Origin of the sequence: Microbacterium sp. T2.11-28, from assembly GCF_950097975.1 — a bacterium.
Lineage (GTDB): Bacteria > Actinomycetota > Actinomycetes > Actinomycetales > Microbacteriaceae > Microbacterium.
Window position 1 is genome coordinate 227,996 of record NZ_CATNHF010000029.1, and the last position, 19,443, is coordinate 247,438.

The following is a 19,443-nucleotide window of genomic DNA, read 5'->3' on the forward strand; positions in this document are numbered from 1 at the left end:
GTATTAGGTAAGATGTAAAGCCTCGAAGGAGAGGAAGCCGCGATGTCGTCAGCGCACGGTCCCGAGGGGGTCCGCGTTCCGGGGCCGCCGGTCCGGGCGGAGATCTCCTCCGGCGAGCTGCGGCTCGACGGGCGCGTGCTCGGTCGCGTCGCACCGGGGGCGATCGAGGTCGACGCCCGCCCCGTGCGGCCGGAGTCGGCGGGGCTCGAGGCGCGGTGGTCGGCACGACGGATCGCCGGGCGCGATGCGTGGGAGCTCTCCCTCGACCTCGTGAACACGTCCGATCGCCCCGTCGCCGTGACGCGCATGGACGCCTGCGGCCTCTCGCTCGACTGTGCGGACTCGCACTGGGTCACGCGCTGGTACCGGTCGGCGTGGGGCGATGAGTTCCGCCCCGAGTCCGGGACCACCCGTCACGACACCGTCCTGGACGTGCGCTCGGGCCGCTCCAGCCACGGCATGTCCCCGTGGCTGGGTCTGGAGGCCGAGGACGGCCGCGGCGCCGTGACCGTCAGCCCCGCCTGGAGCGGCAACTGGCACATCCGCGCCCTGTCCGGCGGGCACGTCTCGGCGGGGATCTCGCCGTGGCGGCTCGAGGTCGAGCTGGCACCCGGCGAGAGCGTCTCCGCCCCGTCGGTCGTCGTCGCGGTCGCCACGAGCCTCGACGAGGCCGCCGGGGAGCTGCAGCGCGCCGTCGCGGAAGGATGGCTGGCGCGCTCCGAGGCCGCCGACGCCGCCCCGCCGGAGTGGAATCACTGGTGGCCCTACGAAGACGTCGAGGTGACCGAGGAGGTCATCGCTGCCAACGCCCGCGTCGCCGCCGAGCTGGGCATCCGCGTGGTGACCGTCGATGCGGGATGGTTCGGCGTGCCCGACGCCGGCAGCGACTGGCAGGAGCAGCGCGGCGACTGGGATCGCGTGAACACGGCGCGATTCCCGTCCGGCCTGGCGGCGCTCGGTCGGAGTGTCCGCGCAGCGGGCGCCGAGCCCGGCATCTGGATCGAGGCCGAGGCGGTGGGCCGGGCCGCGCGCCTGCGTCAGCAGCGCCCCGAGGCGCTTGCACGCGCCGACGGCAGGCGGCGGGACCCGTCGTACCGGGTGACGACGGTCTCGCTCGACGAGGACGACCCGGGCTTCCTCGGCTACGTCTGCCTCGGGTCCGAGGCGGGCCGCGACCATGTCCGCAGCGCCCTGCGCGACGTGGTCGCGGCCGTCGGCGCGCGATGGGTGAAGCTCGACTTCAACATCGATCCCGACGGCGGCTGCACGCGCACCGACCACGGGCACGGGCGCGGCGACGGACTGCTGCGCCACTACCAGGGGCTCTACGCGGTGCTGCGCGAGTTCCGCGAGACCCACCCCGAGGTCATCCTCGAGGCGTGCGCCTCGGGCGGCCTGCGGCTGGACCTCGGCCTCGCGCGGGAGGTCCACGGCTTCTTCCTGAGCGACCCCGACTACACCGAGCACCACCTGCAGGTGCTCCACGGGGCCGCCCATCTGCTCCCGCCCCTCGGGATCCTGCACTGGTCGCAGTCGCAGTGGCGGGGCGACTATCCGCCGCAGCAGCTCGACTGGTCGGGGCTCGACGCCCCGGCGTTCGACACGATGCTGCGCGCGGCCATGCTGCACCGCTTCGGGGTGAGCCTGCGTCTCACCGAGCTGCGCGAGGATCTGCGGATCCGGCTGGCCGAGCACGTGCGCATCTACCGCGACGACATCGCGCCGATGCTCGCCGACGCCGTCCTCGTGCCGCTCACCGGCGCGCCGCTGCGCGACGGCCGGGGGGAGCGCGCCCCCGCGTTCCAGCTGTCGTCCGTGCGCACCGACGCGCACGTGCTCGCCGCGTTCGTCCTCGCCGGGGGCGAGCGGCCCGCGGCGTGCATCCCGCGCGGCCTCGATCCCGTTCAGGAGTACGTCGTGACCGACCTGGCCGGCGAGACCGAGGGCGCGACGCGCACCGGGGCCGAGCTGATGCGCGACGGTCTCACCCTGCCCGACACCCCGGACGCGACGTCCTGGCTGATCCGCATCCGACCCGCGAGCGCTCCGGAGGACGCCCCCGATGCACGATGACCACGCCCTCGTCGAGGGCCGGCTCGGCCGCTTCGTCGCCGATCGGCTGACACCGGCGATCTACCGCGACCCGCATCCGGTCACCGTCTCGGCATGGCAGGCGCCCGGCGAGCCTGTCGACGTCGCCGACGCGATGGGCCGGCCCTACAGCCCCGTCGCCGTCGGCTGGAGATGGGGCCGCGCCTGGTCGACGGTCTGGCTGCACGTGCAGGCGGAGGTCCCCGCGGCCTGGCGCGAGCAGCTGCCCGACGGGTGCGAGGCGGAGCTCCTGGTCGACTTCGGGTACAACCGCTCGCGCTCGGGTTTCCAGGCCGAGGGTCTCGCGTACCTTCCCGACGGCACCCCCGTGAAGGCGATCTCCCCGCTCAACTCCTACCTGCCGTGGGACGTCTCGAAGGGACCGCTCGACGTCTACATCGAGGCGGCCGCCAACCCCGATGTCGCCGGCGAGTACACGTTCGCGCCGACCGGGCTCGGAGCATGGGACACCGCGGGCGAGGAGCCGCTGTACGAGCTCCGGCAGCTCGAGGTGGCCCTGCGCGACGTGGAGGTGTGGGAGCTCACCCAGGACGTGTGGACGCTGCGCGGGCTGATGGAGCAGCTGCCCGAGTCCTCGCCGCGGCGGCACGGCATCCTCCGCGCCCTCGAGGACATGATGGACCGGGTCGACCCGTCGGACGTCGCAGGGACCGCGAGCGCGGGCAGGGAGGCGCTGGCCGCGGTGTTGAACGCGCCGGCGTCCGCGTCGGCGCACCGCGTGGTCGCCACGGGCCACGCGCACATCGACTCGGCGTGGCTGTGGCCGCTGCGCGAGACCGTGCGCAAGTGCGCCCGCACCTTCACGAACGCGACCGCGCTGATGGACGAGTACCCCGACTTCGTGTTCTCGTGCTCGTCGGCGCAGCAGTACGCCTGGCTGCGGGACCATCATCCGCGGGTCTTCGACCGCATCCGCGAGAAGGTCGCGGCCGGGACCTTCGTGCCGGTGGGCGGTATGTGGGTGGAATCCGACACCAACATGCCGACGGGCGAGGCCCTGGCGCGCCAGTTCATCCTCGGCAAGCGCTTCTTCCGGGAGGAGTTCGGCGTCGACTGCGAGGAGGCCTGGCTGCCCGATTCCTTCGGCTACTCCGCGGCACTGCCCCAGATCGTCGCGGCGGCGGGCGAGCGCTGGTTCCTCACGCAGAAGATCTCCTGGAACCAGACCAACGCCTTCCCGCACCACACCTTCTGGTGGGAGGGCATCGACGGCACCCGCGTGTTCACCCACTTCCCGCCGGCCGACACCTACATCAGCGAGCTGTCGGCGGCCGAGCTCGCCCACGCGGAGCGGAACTTCCGCGAGAAGGGGCGCGCGACGATGTCGCTCGTGCCCTTCGGCTGGGGCGACGGCGGCGGCGGACCCACGCGCGAGATGATGGCCGCCGCCCGGCGGACGGCCGATCTCGAGGGTTCGCCCCGGGTCACGGTGGGATCGTCGCGCGACTTCTTCGCCGCCGCCGAGGCGGAGTACCCCGATGCGCCGGTGTGGACGGGGGAAATGTACCTCGAGCTGCACCGGGGTGTGTTCACGTCGCAGCTGCGGACCAAGCAGGGCAACCGCCGCAACGAGACGCTGCTGCGTGCGGCGGAGCTGTGGGCGACCACGGCTGCCGTGCGCGCGGGCGCGCCCTACCCTGCCGAGGTGCTCCGCGAGGCCTGGGAGGCGGTGCTGCTGCTGCAGTTCCACGACATCCTGCCCGGGTCCTCGATCGCCTGGGTGCATCGGGAGGCGGAGCAGCGCCACGCCGACGTGACCGCGCGGCTGGAGGGCGTGATCGCCGACGCGGTGAGCGCGCTGGCTGGATCGCGGGCCGAGGCCGAGGGGCGGGGCGCCGAGCCGGCCGGTGCCGCGCCGGCCGGTGCCGCGCCGCTGATCAACTCGTCGCCGTTCGCCCAGGCGGGAATCGCGCCGCTCGGCATCGGCGTTCCCGTGCTCGCGGCGGGCGAGGTGACCGTGCGTGCCGAGGGCGACGAGGTGGTCGTCGAGAGTTCGCACCTGCGCGTGGTGGTCGATGCCGGCGGTCGGATCGTGTCGCTGCGGGACGCGGCAAGCGGGCGCGAGGCGGTCGCGGACGGCGAGGCCGTCGGGACGCTGCGCCTGCATCAGGATCTGCCCAACCTGTGGGACGCCTGGGACCTCGACGCGCACTACCGCCGCTCGGTCACCGTGCTCACGGAAGCCGCCGAGCGCGAGGTCGAGCGCCGCCCGGACGGCAGCGTGGCGGTGCGGTCGCTCCGTCGGGTGGGCGCCTCCGCCATCACGCAGTGGGTGGTCGTCGCGCCCGATGCTCTCGATGTCGGCCTCGAACTGCACATCGACTGGCACGAGCGCGAGAAGATCCTCAAGCTCGCGATGCCGTTCGACGTGCACGCCGACCGGATCGCCGCCGAGACTCAGTTCGGCCACCTGTGGCGGGCGACCCACACGAACACCGGGTGGGACGCGGCCCGGTTCGAGGCCTGCCAGCACCGCTTCGTCCACCTCGCCGAGCCGGGCTGGGGCGTCGCCGTCGCCAACGACTCGACCTACGGGTACGACGTCGACCGGCAGCCCGCCGCCGGCGGCGGGGTGCGCACGACGGTGCGGTTCTCGCTGCTGCGCTCGCCGCTGTTCCCCGACCCGGAGGCCGATCAGGGCGAGCATCGGATGGCGTTCCGCATCCGCCCCGCCGCGACGATCGCCGACGCCGTCGAGCTCGGCTACGCGCTGGCGAACCCACTGCGTCCGGCACCGGTCGCGGTGGCGCCGCTGGTCGTCTCCGAGGATCCCGGTGTGGTCGTCGAGACGGTCAAATGCGCCGAGGACGGCAGCGGCGACGTCGTCGTGCGGGTCTACGAAGCACTCGGCCGGCGTGCCCGCACCACCGTGCGCCTGTCCGGCGCGGACGCCGCCGAGGTGTGGCTGACCGACCTGCTCGAGCAGCCCCTCCCGGACGAGCCCGTCCACGCCGCTTCCCGCACCGGCGCCGCCGTCGATCTCGACCTCCGTCCGTTCCAGCTGCGCACTCTGCGCTTCCGAAAGGTCGTGGCCGCGTGAGCGCGTCGTCCGCTGCCCGTCCGCTCGCCCCGATGGACCTGTCCGACCCGGGTCCGCCGCGCGGCACCGTCCCGACCGTCGCCAGCTGGCGCACCGACGCGCGCGAGTGGACGCTTGACGGCGACTGGTCGTTCCGCTGGTTCCCCGGCGCGGATGACGCCGACCCGCATCCCACCGACGTCGATCCCACCTGGGGCGTCATGCCCGTTCCCGCGAGCTTCGTCATGCCGCACCTCGACGCTGTCCACGACAAGCCGCACGGGCGACCGGTCTACACGAACAAGTGGTACCCGTTCCCCGTCGACCCGCCGCACGCCCCCGATCGCAACCCTGTCGGCGAGTACCGGCGCCGCTTCGGCGTCGACGACGTGCCGGCCGGGGCGGAGCTGCGGTTCGGGGGCATCGAGGGAGCCGCCGACGTGTGGCTGAACGGAGTGCTCCTGGGCAGCACACGGGGCAGCCGCCTGCCGATGGCCTTCGACGTGAGCGGCCTGCTCGCGGCGGAGAACGTCGTCGTCGTCCGCGTGCACCACTTCAGCGCCGCGACGTACCTCGAGGACCAGGACGCCTGGTGGGCGCCCGGGATCGTCCGCTCGGTCATCGTCCGCGAGCGCCCCGCCGGGGGCGTGCACGACGTGCGGGTCGCGGCGGACTGGTCGGCGTCCGGCGCCGTCTTCCGCGTCGACGCGCAGACGCGGGACGGTGCCGCGGCTCGCGCGGAGATCGTCGAGCTCGCCGCGGACATCCCCGTCGGGACCCCGACGCCGGTGCCCCGCGCCGCCGCCTGGAGCGCGGAGCATCCGGTGCTCTACACCCTCCGCGTCTGGACGGACACCGAATCGGTGACGATGCGGATCGGCTTCCGCACGATCGACATCGTCGACGGGGTGTTCCGGGTCAACGGGGCGCCGATTCAGTTGCGAGGCGTGAACCGGCACGAGCACCACCCGCGCTGGGGGCGCCACGTGCCCGCCGCGACGGTGCGCGAGGAGCTCCTCCTCATGAAGCGGCACAACGTGAACGCCATCCGCACCTCGCACTATCCGCCCGATCCGCTCATGCTCGACCTCGCCGACGAACTGGGCTTCTGGGTCATGGACGAGTGCGATTTCGAGACCCACGGCTTCGGCGAGGTGGGGTGGCGGGGCAACCCGACGGATGACCCGATGTGGGAGGCGGCGCTGCGCGATCGTGCGGCGCGCATGGTCGAGCGGGACAAGAACCACCCGTGCATCGTCATGTTCTCGCTCGGCAACGAGGCCGGCGAAGGGCGGAACCTCGCTGCGATGGCCGAGGAGATCCGGGTGCGGCGCCCCGGGGTGCCCTTGCACTACGAGGGCGACCAGGCCAGCGCCGACGTCGACGTGTGGTCACGGATGTACGCCCACCCCGACGAGGTCGAGTTGATCGGGCGCCGCGCCGAGCCGCCGCTCACCGACGCGGCACTCGACGCACGCCGACGCGCGATGCCCCTCGCGCTCTGCGAGTACGCGCACGCCATGGGGACCGGGCCCGGCGGGCTCACGGAGTATCAGGAGCTGTTCGACGCCCACCCGCGCATCATGGGCGGCTTCGTCTGGGAATGGCTGGAGCACGGCATCCACGTGGCCACGGCGGACGGCGTCGTCACGCGCTACGGCGGCGACTTCGGGGAGCCGCTGCACGACGGGAACGACATCATCGACGGGCTCATCGCCGCCGACCGCACGCCGCGCGCCCAGCTCGCGGACCTCGCCGCGGTGTTCGCGCCGGTGCGCATCGACGTCGGCGACGACGCCGTGTGGATCCATTCACGCCGTGATCACACCGACACGTCGGACCTCGCCTGGCGCTGGCGCCTGGACGGACCCGGCGGGCACATCGACGAGGGCGCGCTCGCCGTGCCCGCGGTGGGCCCCCGCGGTCGGGTCTCGGTCGCGCTGCCCGAGGGGATGCGCACGGCGTCGTCGCGCGAAGCGGTGCTCACGATCGAGGCGGTCACCGCCGCCGACGCGCCGTGGGCAGAACGGGGTCACGTCGTGGCCCGTGCCGCGCGCACGCCGGTGCACGACCTGGGGGCGCTCACCCGCGCACAGCGGCGGCCGGCCGCCCCGGCGGCGTCGCTGGGCGACCTTGTGCTCGACGCGCGCACCGGCGCCGTCACTGCGCTGGGCGGCGTGGCGGTGGCCGACTGGCGCCTGGTGCTCGACCGGGTGCCCACCGACAACGACCGCCACGCCGGCTGGGACGAGCTGACCGACCCGCCGGCGGCGGAGCGGTGGCGCCAGCTGCAGCTCCACGACCTGCACACGCGCCTGGTCGCCCTCGAGCGCTCGGCCGGCGCCGTGGTGGTGCGCACCCGTCACACCGGGCCGTCGACCGACGCGCACGTCGACGTTGTGTGGTCGTGGACGGAGCGCGCGGGCGGACTCGCGCTCGCGCTCGACGTCGCCCCGGGCGGCACCTGGCCGGACTGGACCTCGCACTGGGCGCGGGTCGGCGTGGGCTTCTCCCTCGCCGGTGCGGCGCCGTCGGTGTCGTGGGCGGGACGAGGGCCGGGTCCGGCGTATCCCGACACCGGTCAGGCCGCGACGGCGGGATGGTTCACGCGCTCGCTCGAGGGGCTGCAGGAGCGCACCGTACGGCCGCAGGAATCGGGGGCGCGCGCTGCGCGATGGGTGCGGCTGGAGGGCGATCCCGGCCTGGAGATCGGACTGCGATCGGGCGATGACGCTGTCTCCGAGCCTGCGGTCACCGTGCGGCCGTGGTCGGAGGCGGCGCTGCGGCGCGCGGCGCACGACGACGAGCTCGTCGCCGACGGCCGCACGCACGTCGTGTGCGACCTCGTCCGCAGCGGCGTCGGCACGGCGCGCTGCGGGCCCGGCGTGCTTCCCGCCTACCGCCTGCCTGCCCGCCGGGTATCCGGCGAACTGATCTTCTGGCCGGACGTCCCGGCATCGGGCTCGCAGCGGGAGGGGAGCGTCGGATGAACGACAGCATCGAGATCGACACGGGTGCGGCGGGGATCGTGCTGCGGCTGACGCCGCGGGAGCGGCTGGTCTTCGGCTCGTTCGTGGACTGCAACATGGCCACGGCGTGGGTGGGGGACCGGTTCCGGATCTTCCCCGGCAAGTACGGCGAGGATCCCGTCTGGGGCCCGGCGGACGACCTCATGATCGGCGAGGGCGCGACCGCGGGAGAGGCCTTCGCGCTGCCCCCCGAGGGCTTCCGGCGTCCGTCGCTGCCGCCGAACGCCGCGCCCGGGAGCGACGGGCTCCACGGCGCCGTCTGGTTCGAGTCGATCCATCAGGATCCCGCCGACCCGACCGGCCGGACGCTGTACGCGATGTACCACAACGAGAACTACCCCGAGACCCTCCCGTTCGACGAGGCCACCGGCAGGGGGCTCAGCGACCGGGACTGGCCGCCGGGCCTGCAGGGCGACGACTCCGTCCAGGCCGTGCCCCGCATGGGCATCATGCGCTCGCGCGACGGCGGTGACAGCTGGAGCGACCTCGGCATCGTCCTGGAGGACCGGGACGACCGCATGATCCGACTGCCGGTGAATCGCAACTACTGCTTCCCCGGCGGTGTCGGCGATCCCTCGGCGGTGGCGTGCGGCGATCACCTGTACCTCTTCTACGGCGAGTACGCCTATCCCGGTCCGTGGCACGCGGACACGTGGGATGCCGAGGTCGAGGCGTCCGGTCAGTGCATCAGCGTCGCGCGGATCGCGCTGAGCGACCTCGACAGTCCTGCCGGCGCCGCCCGCCGGTGGGACGGCACCGCCTTCGCGGCGCCGTGGGACGGTGCCGGCGTTCCCATCCGGTCGCTCCAGATCCCCCGGGAGCACGGCGGTGGCGCCGTCTCTCAAGGCGACCAGCAGTACTACTGGGGGCCGTCGGTCAGCTGGAACGAGCACGTCGGCGCCTGGATCATGCTCATGGGACGTGTGGACGGCGCGTTCTGGGTCGGCGACAGCGTCTTCGTCTCGGTGAACCCGCATCGCGACCTGGGCACGGGCGACAACTCCCAGCAGTGGTCGCGGCCCGTGCGGGTGCTGCACCGCCCGGGACACACGCTCTGGTACCCGGCCTTCCAGCCGACGGACGACGCGGAGGACGTCGCCGCGCGGCGCACCTGCGTCCGCCTGGGCGCGCACGCCCGCCTGTTCGTCAAGGACATCACCGAGGCTGCCCAGGAGTACGTCTGCGAGATGGACGTGGAGTTCGTGCGCCGCCCGTCGCCGTCAGCTCGGTGAGCGGGGCGTGATGGTGGGGATGGAGGCCAGCAGGCGCCGGGTGTAGGCGACCTGCGGCTCGAGGAGCACCTTCTCGGTCGGGCCCTCTTCGACGATGCGCCCGTCCTTCATCACGACGACGTCGTCGCACAGGTTCTGCACGACGCCGATGTCGTGCGAGACGAGCACGAGCGTCAGCTGCCGGGTGGCGCGCAGCTCGCGGAGGAGGTCCAGGATCTGCGCCCGCACAGTGACGTCGAGCGCGGACAGCGGCTCGTCGCCGACGAGCAGCCGCGGCCGGTGCACGAGCGCGCGGGCCAGGGCGATCCGCTGGCGCTGTCCGCCCGAGAACTCGTGGGGGAAGCGGTCGGCCATGTCCGCGTCGAGTCCGACGTCGCCGAGGACCTCGCGCACGCGCGCGCGGCGGTCGCCCTCGATGCCGAGCGCCCACAGCGGCTCGGCGATGATGCGCCCGACGCTCATCCGGGGATCCAGCGACGCGTAGGGGTCCTGGAACACGATGCCTGTCTGCCGTCGCAGCCAGTGGAGCTCCCGCGCACGGGCGCGCGCGTCGACCGGCGCACCGTCGAACGAGACGGTGCCGGAGGTCGGCGCGTCGAGTCCGAGGAGAAGCCGGATGAGCGTCGACTTCCCCGATCCCGACTCGCCGATGATGCCGAGCGCGGTTCCCTCGCGCACGTCGATGTCGGCGTCGTCGAGCGCCGTCGTCCAGCGCTTCGGACCGAACGGGCGGGCCGCGGGCGACGGGAAGCGGCGCGTGAGCGCGCGGCCGCTGAGCAAGGTCGTCATGACGCGCCCTCCCGCCGCGGGGACGGTCGCACATCGGGGCGACCGTCTGGTCGCCACAGCGTCGCGGTGGCGTCGCGCAGGAGGCCCTGCGTCACCGGCGATGCCGGCGCGGTGAGCAGCTGCGACAGCGGCCCCTGCTCGACGATCCGCCCGTCCTCGAGGACGACCGCCTCGGTCGCGACCTGCGACAGCACCGCGAGGTCGTGGGTGATGAACACCAGCGACATGCCGTCGTCGTCGACCAGCGACCCCAGCAGGTCGAGCATCTCGGCCTGGATCGTGACGTCGAGTGCCGTGGTCGGCTCGTCGGCGATGAGCAGCCGCGGGCGGCACGCCAGCGCCATCGCGATCGCGACCCGCTGCCGCTGTCCGCCGGAGAGCTGGTGGGGATAGCGGCGCACGATCTGCGCGGGTTCGGGAAGGCGCACCCGCTCGGCCTCGGCGATCGCGCGGTCGCGGGCGGCCCGACGGGGGAGGCCTTCGTGGATGCGGATCGACTCCGCGATCTGCCGCCCCACCGTCCGGATGGGATTGAGCGCGGTCCGCGGCTCCTGGAACACGATGCCGATCTCGTCGCCGCGCAGGGCCGCCAGCTCGCGGTCGGGGAGTCCGATCAGCTCGCGATCGTCCCAGCGGATGCTGCCGGTCGCCGTCGCCCCGTCGGGGAGGAGCCCGAGCAGCGCCAGCGCCGTCAGCGACTTGCCCGAGCCGGACTCCCCGATGAGGCCGAGGCGGGCGCCGTCGGGCACGTCGAAGGAGATGCCGTCGACGACGCGGCGGCCGCCGATCTCGATCACGAGATCACGGACCACGAGGCTCATGCGATCACCGCCGGCTGAGGGGTCTGCGGGGCGCCGGCGCGGCGGGAGAGCGTGGGATCGGTCGCCTCGCGGAGGGCGTCGCCCAGCAGGTTCAGACCCAGCACGGTCAGGGTGATCGCCAGGCCGGGCCACACCACGCTCAGCGGGTGGACGGTGATGTAGGCCTGGAGCTCCTTGAGCAGCAGGCCCCACGACGGCTCGGTTGATGGGGCGCCGAAACCCAGGTAGCTGAGGCCGGCCTCGGCGAGCACGGCGACGGCCATGCCCCACGAGAGCTGCACGATGAACACCGGCGCGACGTTGGGGAGGAGGTGTCGCCAGAGGTTCTGGAGGGGGGTGAGACCACTCGCCCTCCCCGCCAGCACGAAGTCGCTGTGGAGCACTCGGCGCAGCTCCGGACGGGTGACGCGGGCGATGTTGACGCCGAAGCCGATCCCCACCGAGAGGATGACCACCCACAGCGAGCCGCCCCACACCGAGGAGATCATCATGGCGATCAGGAGCACCGGGAAGGCGATGAGGATGTCGACGGCCACCGCCACCGATTCGCGCACCCACCGCGCCGTGAGGGCCCCGAGGGCGGCCAGCACGAGGCCGAGGAGGGTCGCGACCAGGCCGGCGCCGAGCGCCACCCACACCGTCGTGCGGGCGCCCGCCATGAGGAGGCTCAGGATGTCGCGTCCCGAGTTGTCGGTGCCGAGGACGTGCGGCCAGCCCGGCGGCGCCCAGCGAGCGGCGATGTCGACCCGCTGCGGGTCGAACGGCAGCCAGAACACCGACACGAGGGCGACGAGGCCGATCGCGGCCACCACGAGGATGCCGAACCTTCCGGTCGACAGTGCCCAGAGGCGCGACAGCCAGGCGAGGCGCGTCATTCCGCCTCCCGCTGGCGGGGATCCATCACCCGGTGGGCGAGGTCGACGACGAAGCCGACGATCAGCACGAAGCCCGTGAGCGCGAGGAGCTCGCCCTGCACCTTCGGCAGATCGCGGTTCCCGACGTCGGCGACGAGCATCCGGCCGATCCCGGGCAGCCCGAACAGCTGCTCGATGACCACGGCGCCGACGATGATGCCCGCGACCTGGAGGCCGAGCACCGTGATGATCGACAGGCCCACGTTGGGGAGGCCGTGCCGCAGGAGCGCCTGTGTGCGCGTGAGCCCCTTGGCGGCCGCCGTCCGCACGTAGTCCTGGCCGACCGCCTGCAACGTGGCCGACCGCACGAAGCGCATCAGCATCGCGCCCTCGATGACGCCGATCGTGATCGCCGGCAGGAGCAGGGAGCGAAGAGCAAGACCCGGCTCGTCCCAGCCGGCACGGGGGAAGCCCTGCGCCGGCAGCCAGCCGAGCCACACCGCGAAGACGATGACGAGCATCATCCCCGCCCAGACCACGGGCACCGCCGCCACAGCCTGCGCGCCGACGCTCAGTGCCGTGCCGTCGGGGCGTCCGCGTCGCACCGCCGACAGCACCCCGAAGGGCAGGGCGACCAGGAGGGCGATCGTGAGCGCCAGCAGACCGAGCGGAATCGTCACCTCCGCCTTCTGGAGCAGCTCGTCCATCACGGGAGTGCCGGTCAGCTGGGAACGGCCGAGGTCGCCGGTGACGATGCCCCCCACCCACGCGCCGTACTGGGCGAGCAGCGGGGCGTCGAGCCCGAGGCGTTCCCGGATCGCGGCGATCTGTTCGGGGGTGGCGTTCACCCCGGCGATGAGCTGAGCCACATCGCCGGGGAGGACGCGCAGGGTGAGGAAGATGAGCGCACTGGCGACGAACAGGCCGAGCAGCAGCAGGGCCAGTCGCGTCAGCGCGTAGCGGATCACTCCGCGCTCTTGACCACTTCGGCGACGTTGAGGCGTTCGTTGACGTTCACGGTCGGGAGTCCCGCGATGCCGGTGCTGACCGCGACGACCGAGGCGCCGTTGTAGAGCCAGTCGGCTGCGTGGTCCTCCGACACGATCCGGGCGGCCTGCTTCAGCAGGTCGGCGGCCGTCGCCTCATCGGTGGCGGCGATCGACTCGGCGTACAGGCGCTGCACCTCGGGGTTGTCGTAGGTGAAGTAGTAGTCCGGGTTCGCCCAGTTCTCGAAGTCGCGCGCCTCGGTGTGGAGCACGAAGCTCAGGTCGTAGTCCTGATTGATGTAGACGTCGTTGAGCCAGGTCGGGAACTCCACCGCGTCGACCTTGAGCGTGATGCCCACGTCGTTGAGGTTCGACACGAGGATCTGCGAGACCGTCGTGCCGTACCCGCTGTAGAGCGTCAGCGTCAGCGAGAGGTTCTCGGCGCCGGCCTCGGCCAGGAGCGCACGGGCCGCCTCGGGATCGTAGGGCGCGACGTCGGAGAGGTCCTCGTAGCCCGGGTCGAGCTCGGGGATCGGACCGTACTGCGTCTGTCCGGCGCCGAGCGCCGTGACGATCGACTCCTTGTCGATCGCCTGCCGGATGGCCTGGCGCACCCGGGGGTCGTCCAGGGGCGCCTTCTTGCTGTTGAACGCGAGCGTGCCCTTGTCGGTGGACGCGCCGAGGCTGACCGCGAAGTCGCCGTTCGCCTCGATCTGCTCGGTGAGGTTGGCGTCGAAGCCCGTGAGCGCGTCGAACTCGCCCGCCAGCGCACCGGTGAGGGCGGCCTGGTTGTCGGGGAGGTAGCTGAAGACGACCTCGGCCACCTGCGGCTTGTCGCCCCAGTACGCGTCGTTGCGGGCGAAGGTGATGCTGTCGCCCTGCTTCCAGCTCTCCAGGGTGAAGGGGCCGGTGCCGTTGGCCGCCGTCTTGCGGTCGGTCTTGTCGCCCTCTTCGAGGATGAGCCCGGCGCGGCCGGTGAGGTTCCACAGCAGGGTGGAGTCGGGCTCGCTGAGGGTCAGCGTGATGGTCTGGCCCTCGGCGGTGATGCTGTCGACCTTGGCGAGACGGGCGGAGTCGCGGAAGGTCTCGGTGTCCCTGACCTGCTCGAGCGACCACACGACGTCGTCGGGGGTGAGCTCCTCGCCGTCGTGGAACAGGACGCCCTCGCGCAGGGTGAAGGTGTAGGTGAGGCCGTCGGGCGAGACCTCGTAGTCGCTGGCGAGCGACGGCACGATGTCCTGCTCGGGCGTGCGCGCCACGAGCCCCTGGTAGACGTTGTCGATCAGGATCTGGTCGAGCGCGGCGCCTGCGGTCTCTCGGATGTCGAGGTTGCCGGGCTCGAGCACGAGACGGATGTTGACCGACGCGTCGGGATCGGGCGTGATCTCGGTCGTCGTGGGCGCGGGCTCGGCGGTGCCGGTGCAGCCCGAGAGCAGCAGCGCGCCGGCGGCCAGCAGGGCGGCGGCGACGAGGGTGGGGCGACGGAGCATGTGGGTGGGAATCCTTTCGCAAGAGGCAGGCGGCTCGGGCAGCGCACCGGGCTTCTCGGTGGGATTGCGCTGCGTCGCGGCGGTCTGCCGACTCTGGTGCGCGTAACAGCCTAGAGTCCGCCGCGGGTACTGCGGACATCCGGGGTCACGAACGTTCGAGAATCGTCATGCGGCGAGGGCCGCGATCCGCCGTCCGAGGTCGACCGGCTGCTCCTCCTGGACGTTGTGTCCCGAGGCGACCTCGACGACCGACGCGGCGGGCAGGCGGCGCGAGAACTCCTCGGCATCGGCCGGGGTGACGAAGCCGCGATCGCCCCGGATCAGCGTGATCGGCGCGGTCACGGCGGCGAGGTCGTCCCATCCGGCCGCCGACAGCACATCCCGCACGGCGTCCTGCTGGGCGCTCGCGGCGGCGGCGATCGCGGGGCCGCCCGCGGCGGCGTTGGCGAGGTGCGCGAAGTGGTGCTTCCACTCCACGCGACCGTCCTCGCGCACGCGCGAGTTGAGGAAGACACCGCGGGCGGCGGCCTCGGGAGAGCCTCCGAGTCCGAACGACAGGGCGCGCTCGACGAGCTCTTCCCGCGACGCCCAGTCGGTCGGACCGGCGAAGAAGGCGCGGATCTGTGACGCATCGCCGGAGGGATCGATGCCGGGGGTGATGTCGACGACCACGAGCTCGCGGACGAGTTCCGGATGACGGGCCGCGAGCGCTGCGGCGGTGAGCCCGCCCAGCGACTGCCCGACGAGCACCTGCGGGCCGCTCGTCCACTCCGCGACGGCCGCGGCGATGTCGTCCGCGAGGACCGGGCCGGTGTAGGCCGCGTCCGTCCGCCACGACGAGTCCCCGTGACCGGGGAGGTCGATCGCGAGCGCCGGAAGGCCGAGGGCCAGGATCGTCGTGTCCCACGTGTGGGCGTTCAGCCCGGCGCCGTGCAGGAAGGTCGCCACGGGCGGTGCGTCGCTGTAGGCGAGGGCGCTCACCGTCCGTCCGTCGGGCAGGGGATGCGTCAGCCTGCGCACCGGCGGCGCAGCGACGCCGAGGTCGGCGGCCTGCGCCGCCAGGAACTGGAACTCGTCCGTCATGCCGCCATCATGCCCGACGCCGGGGGAGCCTCGCCGCAGCGCGGCCCTCCGCGCGACGCGGGACGAAACGCGGGCGGTGACGGGTCGTAGGCTGGGCGCATGACCCAGGAACGTCGCGTCCACCTCTCCCGTTCCGCGCGGCCGGCGTACGACGCGCTCGAGTCGTTCTCGCAGACCGTCGGCCGGATCGCGGCGGACGCCGGGATCGACGCGCGGCTCAAGGAGCTCGCGCTCATCCACAGCTCGCAGCTCAACGGCTGCGCGTACTGCGTGCGCATCCACGTCGACCGCGCCGTCGCCGCGGGGGTCACCGCCGACGAGATCGCCCAGCTGGCCGCGTGGCGTGACTCGGGTGTCTTCACGGCCCGTGAGCGTGCGGCCCTGGAGCTCGCCGAGAGCTACGTCTTCATCCATGAGGACGGCATCCCCGACGACGTCTACGACCGCGTCGGCGGCATCCTCACCGAGGCCGAGTACGTCGCCCTCAGCTGGCTGCTGGTCTCGATCAACGCCTTCAACCGCATCACGATCGCGGGGAAGTATCCGGTGCCGCCGCGCCGCGCGGCCGCGCCGGATGCGGCTGCCGCGGCCGACGCCGCACACCCCCATGCCTGACGTCGCCGGCGCACTCAACTTCCGGGACGTGGGAGGCCTCCCCGCCGGGGCGGGGGAGACCCGCCGCGGCGTGCTGTTCCGCTCGGGCAACCTCGCCCGCGTCGGCGCCGCCGGGCGCGAGGCGATCCGCACGCTCGGCCTGCGCCGCATCGTCGATCTGCGCGAGGACGAGGAGATCGCGTTCGAGCCGACCGACCTGGGCGATCTGCCGGTGACGACGCGGCGCGTGCCGCTGTTCGCGGGCTCTGCGACCTCGTTCTTCGCGCAGGACGTGACCCTCGATGCGCTCTATCGCACGCTGGTCGACGAGTCGGCGCCGGCGATCGTGGAGGTCGTGCGGAGCGTCATCGACGAGGCGCCGGTGCTCGTGCACTGCACGGTCGGCAAGGACCGCACGGGAGTGACCGTCGCGCTCACCCTCGCCGCCGCCGGTGTCGACGAGGACGCGATCGTCGCCGACTACGCCCGCACCGAGGCGCTGCTGCCGCCCGACCGCAATGCGCGGGTGCTGGCGTACCTGCAGCGGCTGCACCCCGAGGCGCGCAATCTCGCCGACCTCGCCACCCGCTCTCCGGCGCCGGTGATGCGGGCGCTCCTCGACGACCTGCACGCCCGCTACGGCGCTCCCGTCGAGTTCCTGCGGGCGCACGGCCTCGCCGACGACGAGCTCCGCGAGCTGCGGAGGGTGCTGATCGCCGGCTGAGCCTCCCCTCCAATTGAGGTGAGGCATGCCTTACCGCGCGGTATAGTGGAGGCATCATGTCCACGGTCTCCGCAGCCCACAGCACCGCGCACAGCGCCAGCGCCTGCCGCGCGGCCAAGCACGCGCGCGTGCAGCAGCTGATCACGGCCGATGAGCACTCGCTGACCGAGCTCGAGCTGCTGCTGACGACGCTGCCGATCTGCTCGACCGGGCGGGTGTTCGTCGAGGTCCCCGACGCCACCTGGATCGGCGAGCTCGCCGTGCCGCCCCGCATGGTCGTGACGTGGCTCGACCGCTCGCAGCGCTCCGGAGCACCCGGCACCGGACGATCCTGCACCGCGGGCCAGGCACTCTCGCGCGCGGTCACCGCGTGGGCCGACGAGATGCTGTGCGACCACGATCACGCCACCCAGGTCCACCTGCTCGGCGGGTTCCTCGGCACGGCCGACATCGTCGACCACCTCACCGAGCGGCTCGGGTTCGCCGCCGACGGCATCCACACGCCCGAGCGCTTCGGTCTCACCACCGCGCGCTGACCGCGATCTGCGGCTCAGGCCTGATCAGCGAGTGCCGCGCGGTACGTAGTTGCCGTCCTCGAGCCCGGCGAGCACCTCGAACCGGTTCGTGAGCGGGTTCCGGCCCGCCAGCAGGTAGAGCAGCGGCATGAGGAAGCCGTAGCGGCGCCACTGACGCGCGTGCACCGCCTCGTGACGCAGCAGCGCGTCGGTGACCGGCGCGGATCCTGTCAGGAAGCAGCCGCCCACGCACACCCCGCCGCGGCCGAAGGTCCAGTTCGGCATGCCGGTGAACACCCACAGGCCCTCGCGCCGCTCGATCCGGCCCGTCGACCACAGCGTGCCCCAGACCCAGCCGACCGAGCTGCCCCACCAGTAGCCGAGCAGGCTGATCGGCGAGTCGACCAGGACCGCCGGCAGCACCCGGTCGATCCGCTCGCCGCGCGCGACCGCGCGATCGGCGCGCTCACGCCAGCCGGCCGGGGGACGTGCGATCACGCGAGAGACCCCACGACTCGCAGGATGGTGCCGAGGTCGTCGACGGCGGCGTGCGGTGACGACGGCGCGAAGCCGGCGATCGAGGAGCCCACCAGCGGGAAGCGCGCCCGGAGTGCGCGGACGGCCGCGGTGAGGTGATCCAGCGGCACGCCGAACGGCACAGGAAGCGCGACGCCCCCGAGCACAGCGGGGTCGAGCACGTCGAGATCCACGTGGACGTAGACGGCATCGGCCCCGGTAGCCGCGACGGCGTCGACGAGCGCGGCGGGATCGGCGAGGTCGCCGGCGGGAACGTGGCGCAGGCCCGAGGAGCCCACGGCATCCCACTCGGCATCCTCGAACTCGCGCGCTCCGGCGAGGACCACCCGCTCGGCGCCGACGGCACCGTCGCTGAGCGGACCCGGGGTGAAGGCGGCGCGCAGCGCCATGCCGCCGAACGCGCCCGAGGGAGACGTCTCGGGGGTGTGCAGGTCGCCGTGCGCATCGAACCAGACGACGGCGAGGCCGGGATGCGCCGCAGCGGCGTGGGCGATCGCGGGAACCGCGACGCCGCAGTCGCCGCCCACCACGAGCGCCGTCTCGTCGGAGGCGGCCAGGGCCTCGGCGAGACTCTCCCGCACGCGGCGGAGGGCGCTGAAGCGCCGGATGCCCGTCTCGAGCGACTCGCCCGCCTCCACCGGGACCTCGACCCGCGTGCACGCGCTCCGGGGAAGATCGCCCGCGATCGCCTCGGCGCCGTCGATCAGGAGCATCGCCCGCGAGGCGGGGGAGCCCTGCCACTGCGGGGCCACCAGGAAACGCGTCATGATGTCATCTTCCTCTGCTCGGGCCGCCTCCGGGTGCCGCGGCGGGCGCGCGGGCGCACGCTGTCGGCGAAACGCGTCAGCGCCGGGGGTCTCGGACGACACCCGGCGCTGACGCGGAACCGCTTACTGATCGATAGCAGGCGCGGCGGTGCCGCCGGACTTCAGCGCGGCCAGGCGTGCTTCGACCTCGGTCAGCTCGCCGACGTCCTCGAGCTCGTTGAACTGGGCGTCCAGCGACGAGGCGGCGATCTCGGCCTTTCCGGCGGCGAGGGCCTCCTGGCGGCGGACCTTGTCCTCGAAGCGGCCGAGGTCGCTCGTGGGGTCCATGACGTCGATCGACTTGACCGCGTCGTGCACCTTGTTCTGCGCCTCGGCGGTCTTGGCGCGGGCCAGCAGCTCGGAGCGCTTCGACTTCAGCTGCTCCAGCTTCTGCTTCATGCCGTTGAGGCCGTCCTTCAGCTTGTCGACGACCTCGGTCTGCGCGGCGATCGACGGGGCGATCGCGGCGGCCTCGTTCTCCTCGCTGATCTGACGCTGGAGGGCGATCTTGGCGAGGTTGTCGAACTTGTCGGCGTCGGTCGTGTTGCCGGCCGTGCGCAGCTCGTCGGCCTTGCGGCTGGCCGCGAGCGCCTTGTTGCCCCACTCCGTGGCCGCCTTGACGTCCTCGGCGTGGTCGCGCTCCAGCAGGCGCAGGTTGCCGATCGTCTCGGCGATGGCCGACTCCGCGTCGGCGATGTTGTTGGTGAAGTCGCGCACCAGCTGGTCGAGCATCTTCTGGGGGTCTTCGGCCTGGTCGATCAGCGCGTTGATGTTCGCCTTCACGAGGGTCGAGATGCGGCCGAAGATGGACTGCTTTGCCATCGGTTTTCCTTTCCTAGCGGGAGGTATGGG

Annotated in this window: 16 protein-coding genes; 7 read left to right on the top strand and 9 right to left on the bottom strand. The window is 72.8% G+C overall.

All coding sequences use genetic code 11. The annotated features are described in order from the left end of the window. Positions 1 to 42: 42 nt before the first annotated feature. Genes QQZ13_RS13655 through QQZ13_RS13670 form a run of 4 tightly spaced genes read left to right on the top strand, consistent with a single transcriptional unit; the run spans position 43 to position 9,392 of the window. On the top strand, positions 43 to 2,073 hold the full coding sequence (locus QQZ13_RS13655) for an alpha-galactosidase (RefSeq protein WP_284529895.1): 2,031 nt from the start codon (positions 43 to 45) through the stop codon (positions 2,071 to 2,073). Further along, entirely contained in the window at positions 2,063 to 5,152 is a 3,090-nt protein-coding gene (locus QQZ13_RS13660) for a glycoside hydrolase family 38 C-terminal domain-containing protein (RefSeq protein ID WP_284529896.1), read from the top strand. Before QQZ13_RS13655 ends, QQZ13_RS13660 begins: the two co-directional genes overlap by 11 nt. After that, positions 5,149 to 8,121 carry a glycoside hydrolase family 2 TIM barrel-domain containing protein gene (locus QQZ13_RS13665; protein WP_284529898.1) on the top strand — a complete coding sequence of 991 codons (2,973 nt, stop codon included), beginning with the start codon at positions 5,149 to 5,151 and terminating at the stop codon, positions 8,119 to 8,121. Before QQZ13_RS13660 ends, QQZ13_RS13665 begins: the two co-directional genes overlap by 4 nt. After that, positions 8,118 to 9,392, top strand: a complete 1,275-nt coding sequence (locus QQZ13_RS13670) for a hypothetical protein (RefSeq protein ID WP_284529899.1) — start codon at positions 8,118 to 8,120, stop codon at positions 9,390 to 9,392. The genes QQZ13_RS13665 and QQZ13_RS13670 overlap by 4 nt, the downstream gene beginning before the upstream one ends. Here the strand turns inward: QQZ13_RS13670 and QQZ13_RS13675 are convergent. The 6 genes from QQZ13_RS13675 to QQZ13_RS13700 form a co-directional block, all read right to left on the bottom strand. Beyond that, positions 9,381 to 10,181, bottom strand: coding sequence for an ABC transporter ATP-binding protein (locus QQZ13_RS13675; protein WP_284529900.1), 801 nt, complete (start codon positions 10,179 to 10,181; stop codon positions 9,381 to 9,383). The two genes, QQZ13_RS13670 and QQZ13_RS13675, sit on opposite strands and share 12 nt — an antisense overlap. Next, a complete protein-coding gene (locus QQZ13_RS13680) occupies positions 10,178 to 11,002 on the bottom strand; it encodes an ABC transporter ATP-binding protein (RefSeq protein ID WP_284529901.1) in 825 nt (274 codons plus the stop codon). The genes QQZ13_RS13675 and QQZ13_RS13680 overlap by 4 nt, the downstream gene beginning before the upstream one ends. Next, on the bottom strand, positions 10,999 to 11,877 hold the full coding sequence (locus tag QQZ13_RS13685; RefSeq protein ID WP_284529903.1) for an ABC transporter permease: 879 nt from the start codon (positions 11,875 to 11,877) through the stop codon (positions 10,999 to 11,001). Before QQZ13_RS13685 ends, QQZ13_RS13680 begins: the two co-directional genes overlap by 4 nt. Further along, positions 11,874 to 12,824 carry an ABC transporter permease gene (locus QQZ13_RS13690; protein ID WP_284529905.1) on the bottom strand — a complete coding sequence of 317 codons (951 nt, stop codon included), beginning with the start codon at positions 12,822 to 12,824 and terminating at the stop codon, positions 11,874 to 11,876. The genes QQZ13_RS13685 and QQZ13_RS13690 overlap by 4 nt, the downstream gene beginning before the upstream one ends. Beyond that, positions 12,821 to 14,332, bottom strand: a complete 1,512-nt coding sequence (locus QQZ13_RS13695; protein WP_284529907.1) for an ABC transporter substrate-binding protein — start codon at positions 14,330 to 14,332, stop codon at positions 12,821 to 12,823. Before QQZ13_RS13695 ends, QQZ13_RS13690 begins: the two co-directional genes overlap by 4 nt. Before the next feature lie 165 nt (positions 14,333 to 14,497). Next, positions 14,498 to 15,415 (bottom strand): alpha/beta fold hydrolase, encoded by a 918-nt coding sequence (locus QQZ13_RS13700; RefSeq protein WP_284529909.1) that lies wholly within the window; start codon positions 15,413 to 15,415, stop codon positions 14,498 to 14,500. A 99-nt stretch (positions 15,416 to 15,514) separates the two neighbouring features. On the opposite strand from QQZ13_RS13700, the gene QQZ13_RS13705 reads away from it, so the two are divergent. From QQZ13_RS13705 to QQZ13_RS13715, 3 genes are read left to right on the top strand one after another with little or no spacing between them, the layout of a single operon-like run. Next, positions 15,515 to 16,030, top strand: a complete 516-nt coding sequence (locus QQZ13_RS13705) for a carboxymuconolactone decarboxylase family protein (RefSeq protein WP_284529910.1) — start codon at positions 15,515 to 15,517, stop codon at positions 16,028 to 16,030. Beyond that, complete coding sequence (locus QQZ13_RS13710) at positions 16,023 to 16,733, top strand: tyrosine-protein phosphatase (protein ID WP_284529911.1); 711 nt, start codon at positions 16,023 to 16,025, stop codon at positions 16,731 to 16,733. Before QQZ13_RS13705 ends, QQZ13_RS13710 begins: the two co-directional genes overlap by 8 nt. A gap of 56 nt (positions 16,734 to 16,789) precedes the next feature. Beyond that, positions 16,790 to 17,269: an SIP domain-containing protein gene (locus tag QQZ13_RS13715; protein ID WP_284529913.1), complete on the top strand. Its 480-nt coding sequence runs from the start codon at positions 16,790 to 16,792 to the stop codon at positions 17,267 to 17,269. 24 nt (positions 17,270 to 17,293) lie between these two features. Here the strand turns inward: QQZ13_RS13715 and QQZ13_RS13720 are convergent, their stop codons facing one another. The 3 genes from QQZ13_RS13720 to QQZ13_RS13730 form a co-directional block, all read right to left on the bottom strand. Further along, positions 17,294 to 17,746 (bottom strand): Fe-S oxidoreductase, encoded by a 453-nt coding sequence (locus tag QQZ13_RS13720; RefSeq protein ID WP_284529915.1) that lies wholly within the window; start codon positions 17,744 to 17,746, stop codon positions 17,294 to 17,296. Continuing rightward, complete coding sequence (locus tag QQZ13_RS13725; protein ID WP_284529916.1) at positions 17,743 to 18,552, bottom strand: arginase family protein; 810 nt, start codon at positions 18,550 to 18,552, stop codon at positions 17,743 to 17,745. The genes QQZ13_RS13720 and QQZ13_RS13725 overlap by 4 nt, the downstream gene beginning before the upstream one ends. 123 nt (positions 18,553 to 18,675) lie before the next feature. Beyond that, positions 18,676 to 19,413: a PspA/IM30 family protein gene (locus QQZ13_RS13730; protein WP_284529918.1), complete on the bottom strand. Its 738-nt coding sequence runs from the start codon at positions 19,411 to 19,413 to the stop codon at positions 18,676 to 18,678. Positions 19,414 to 19,443: the final 30 nt, after the last annotated feature.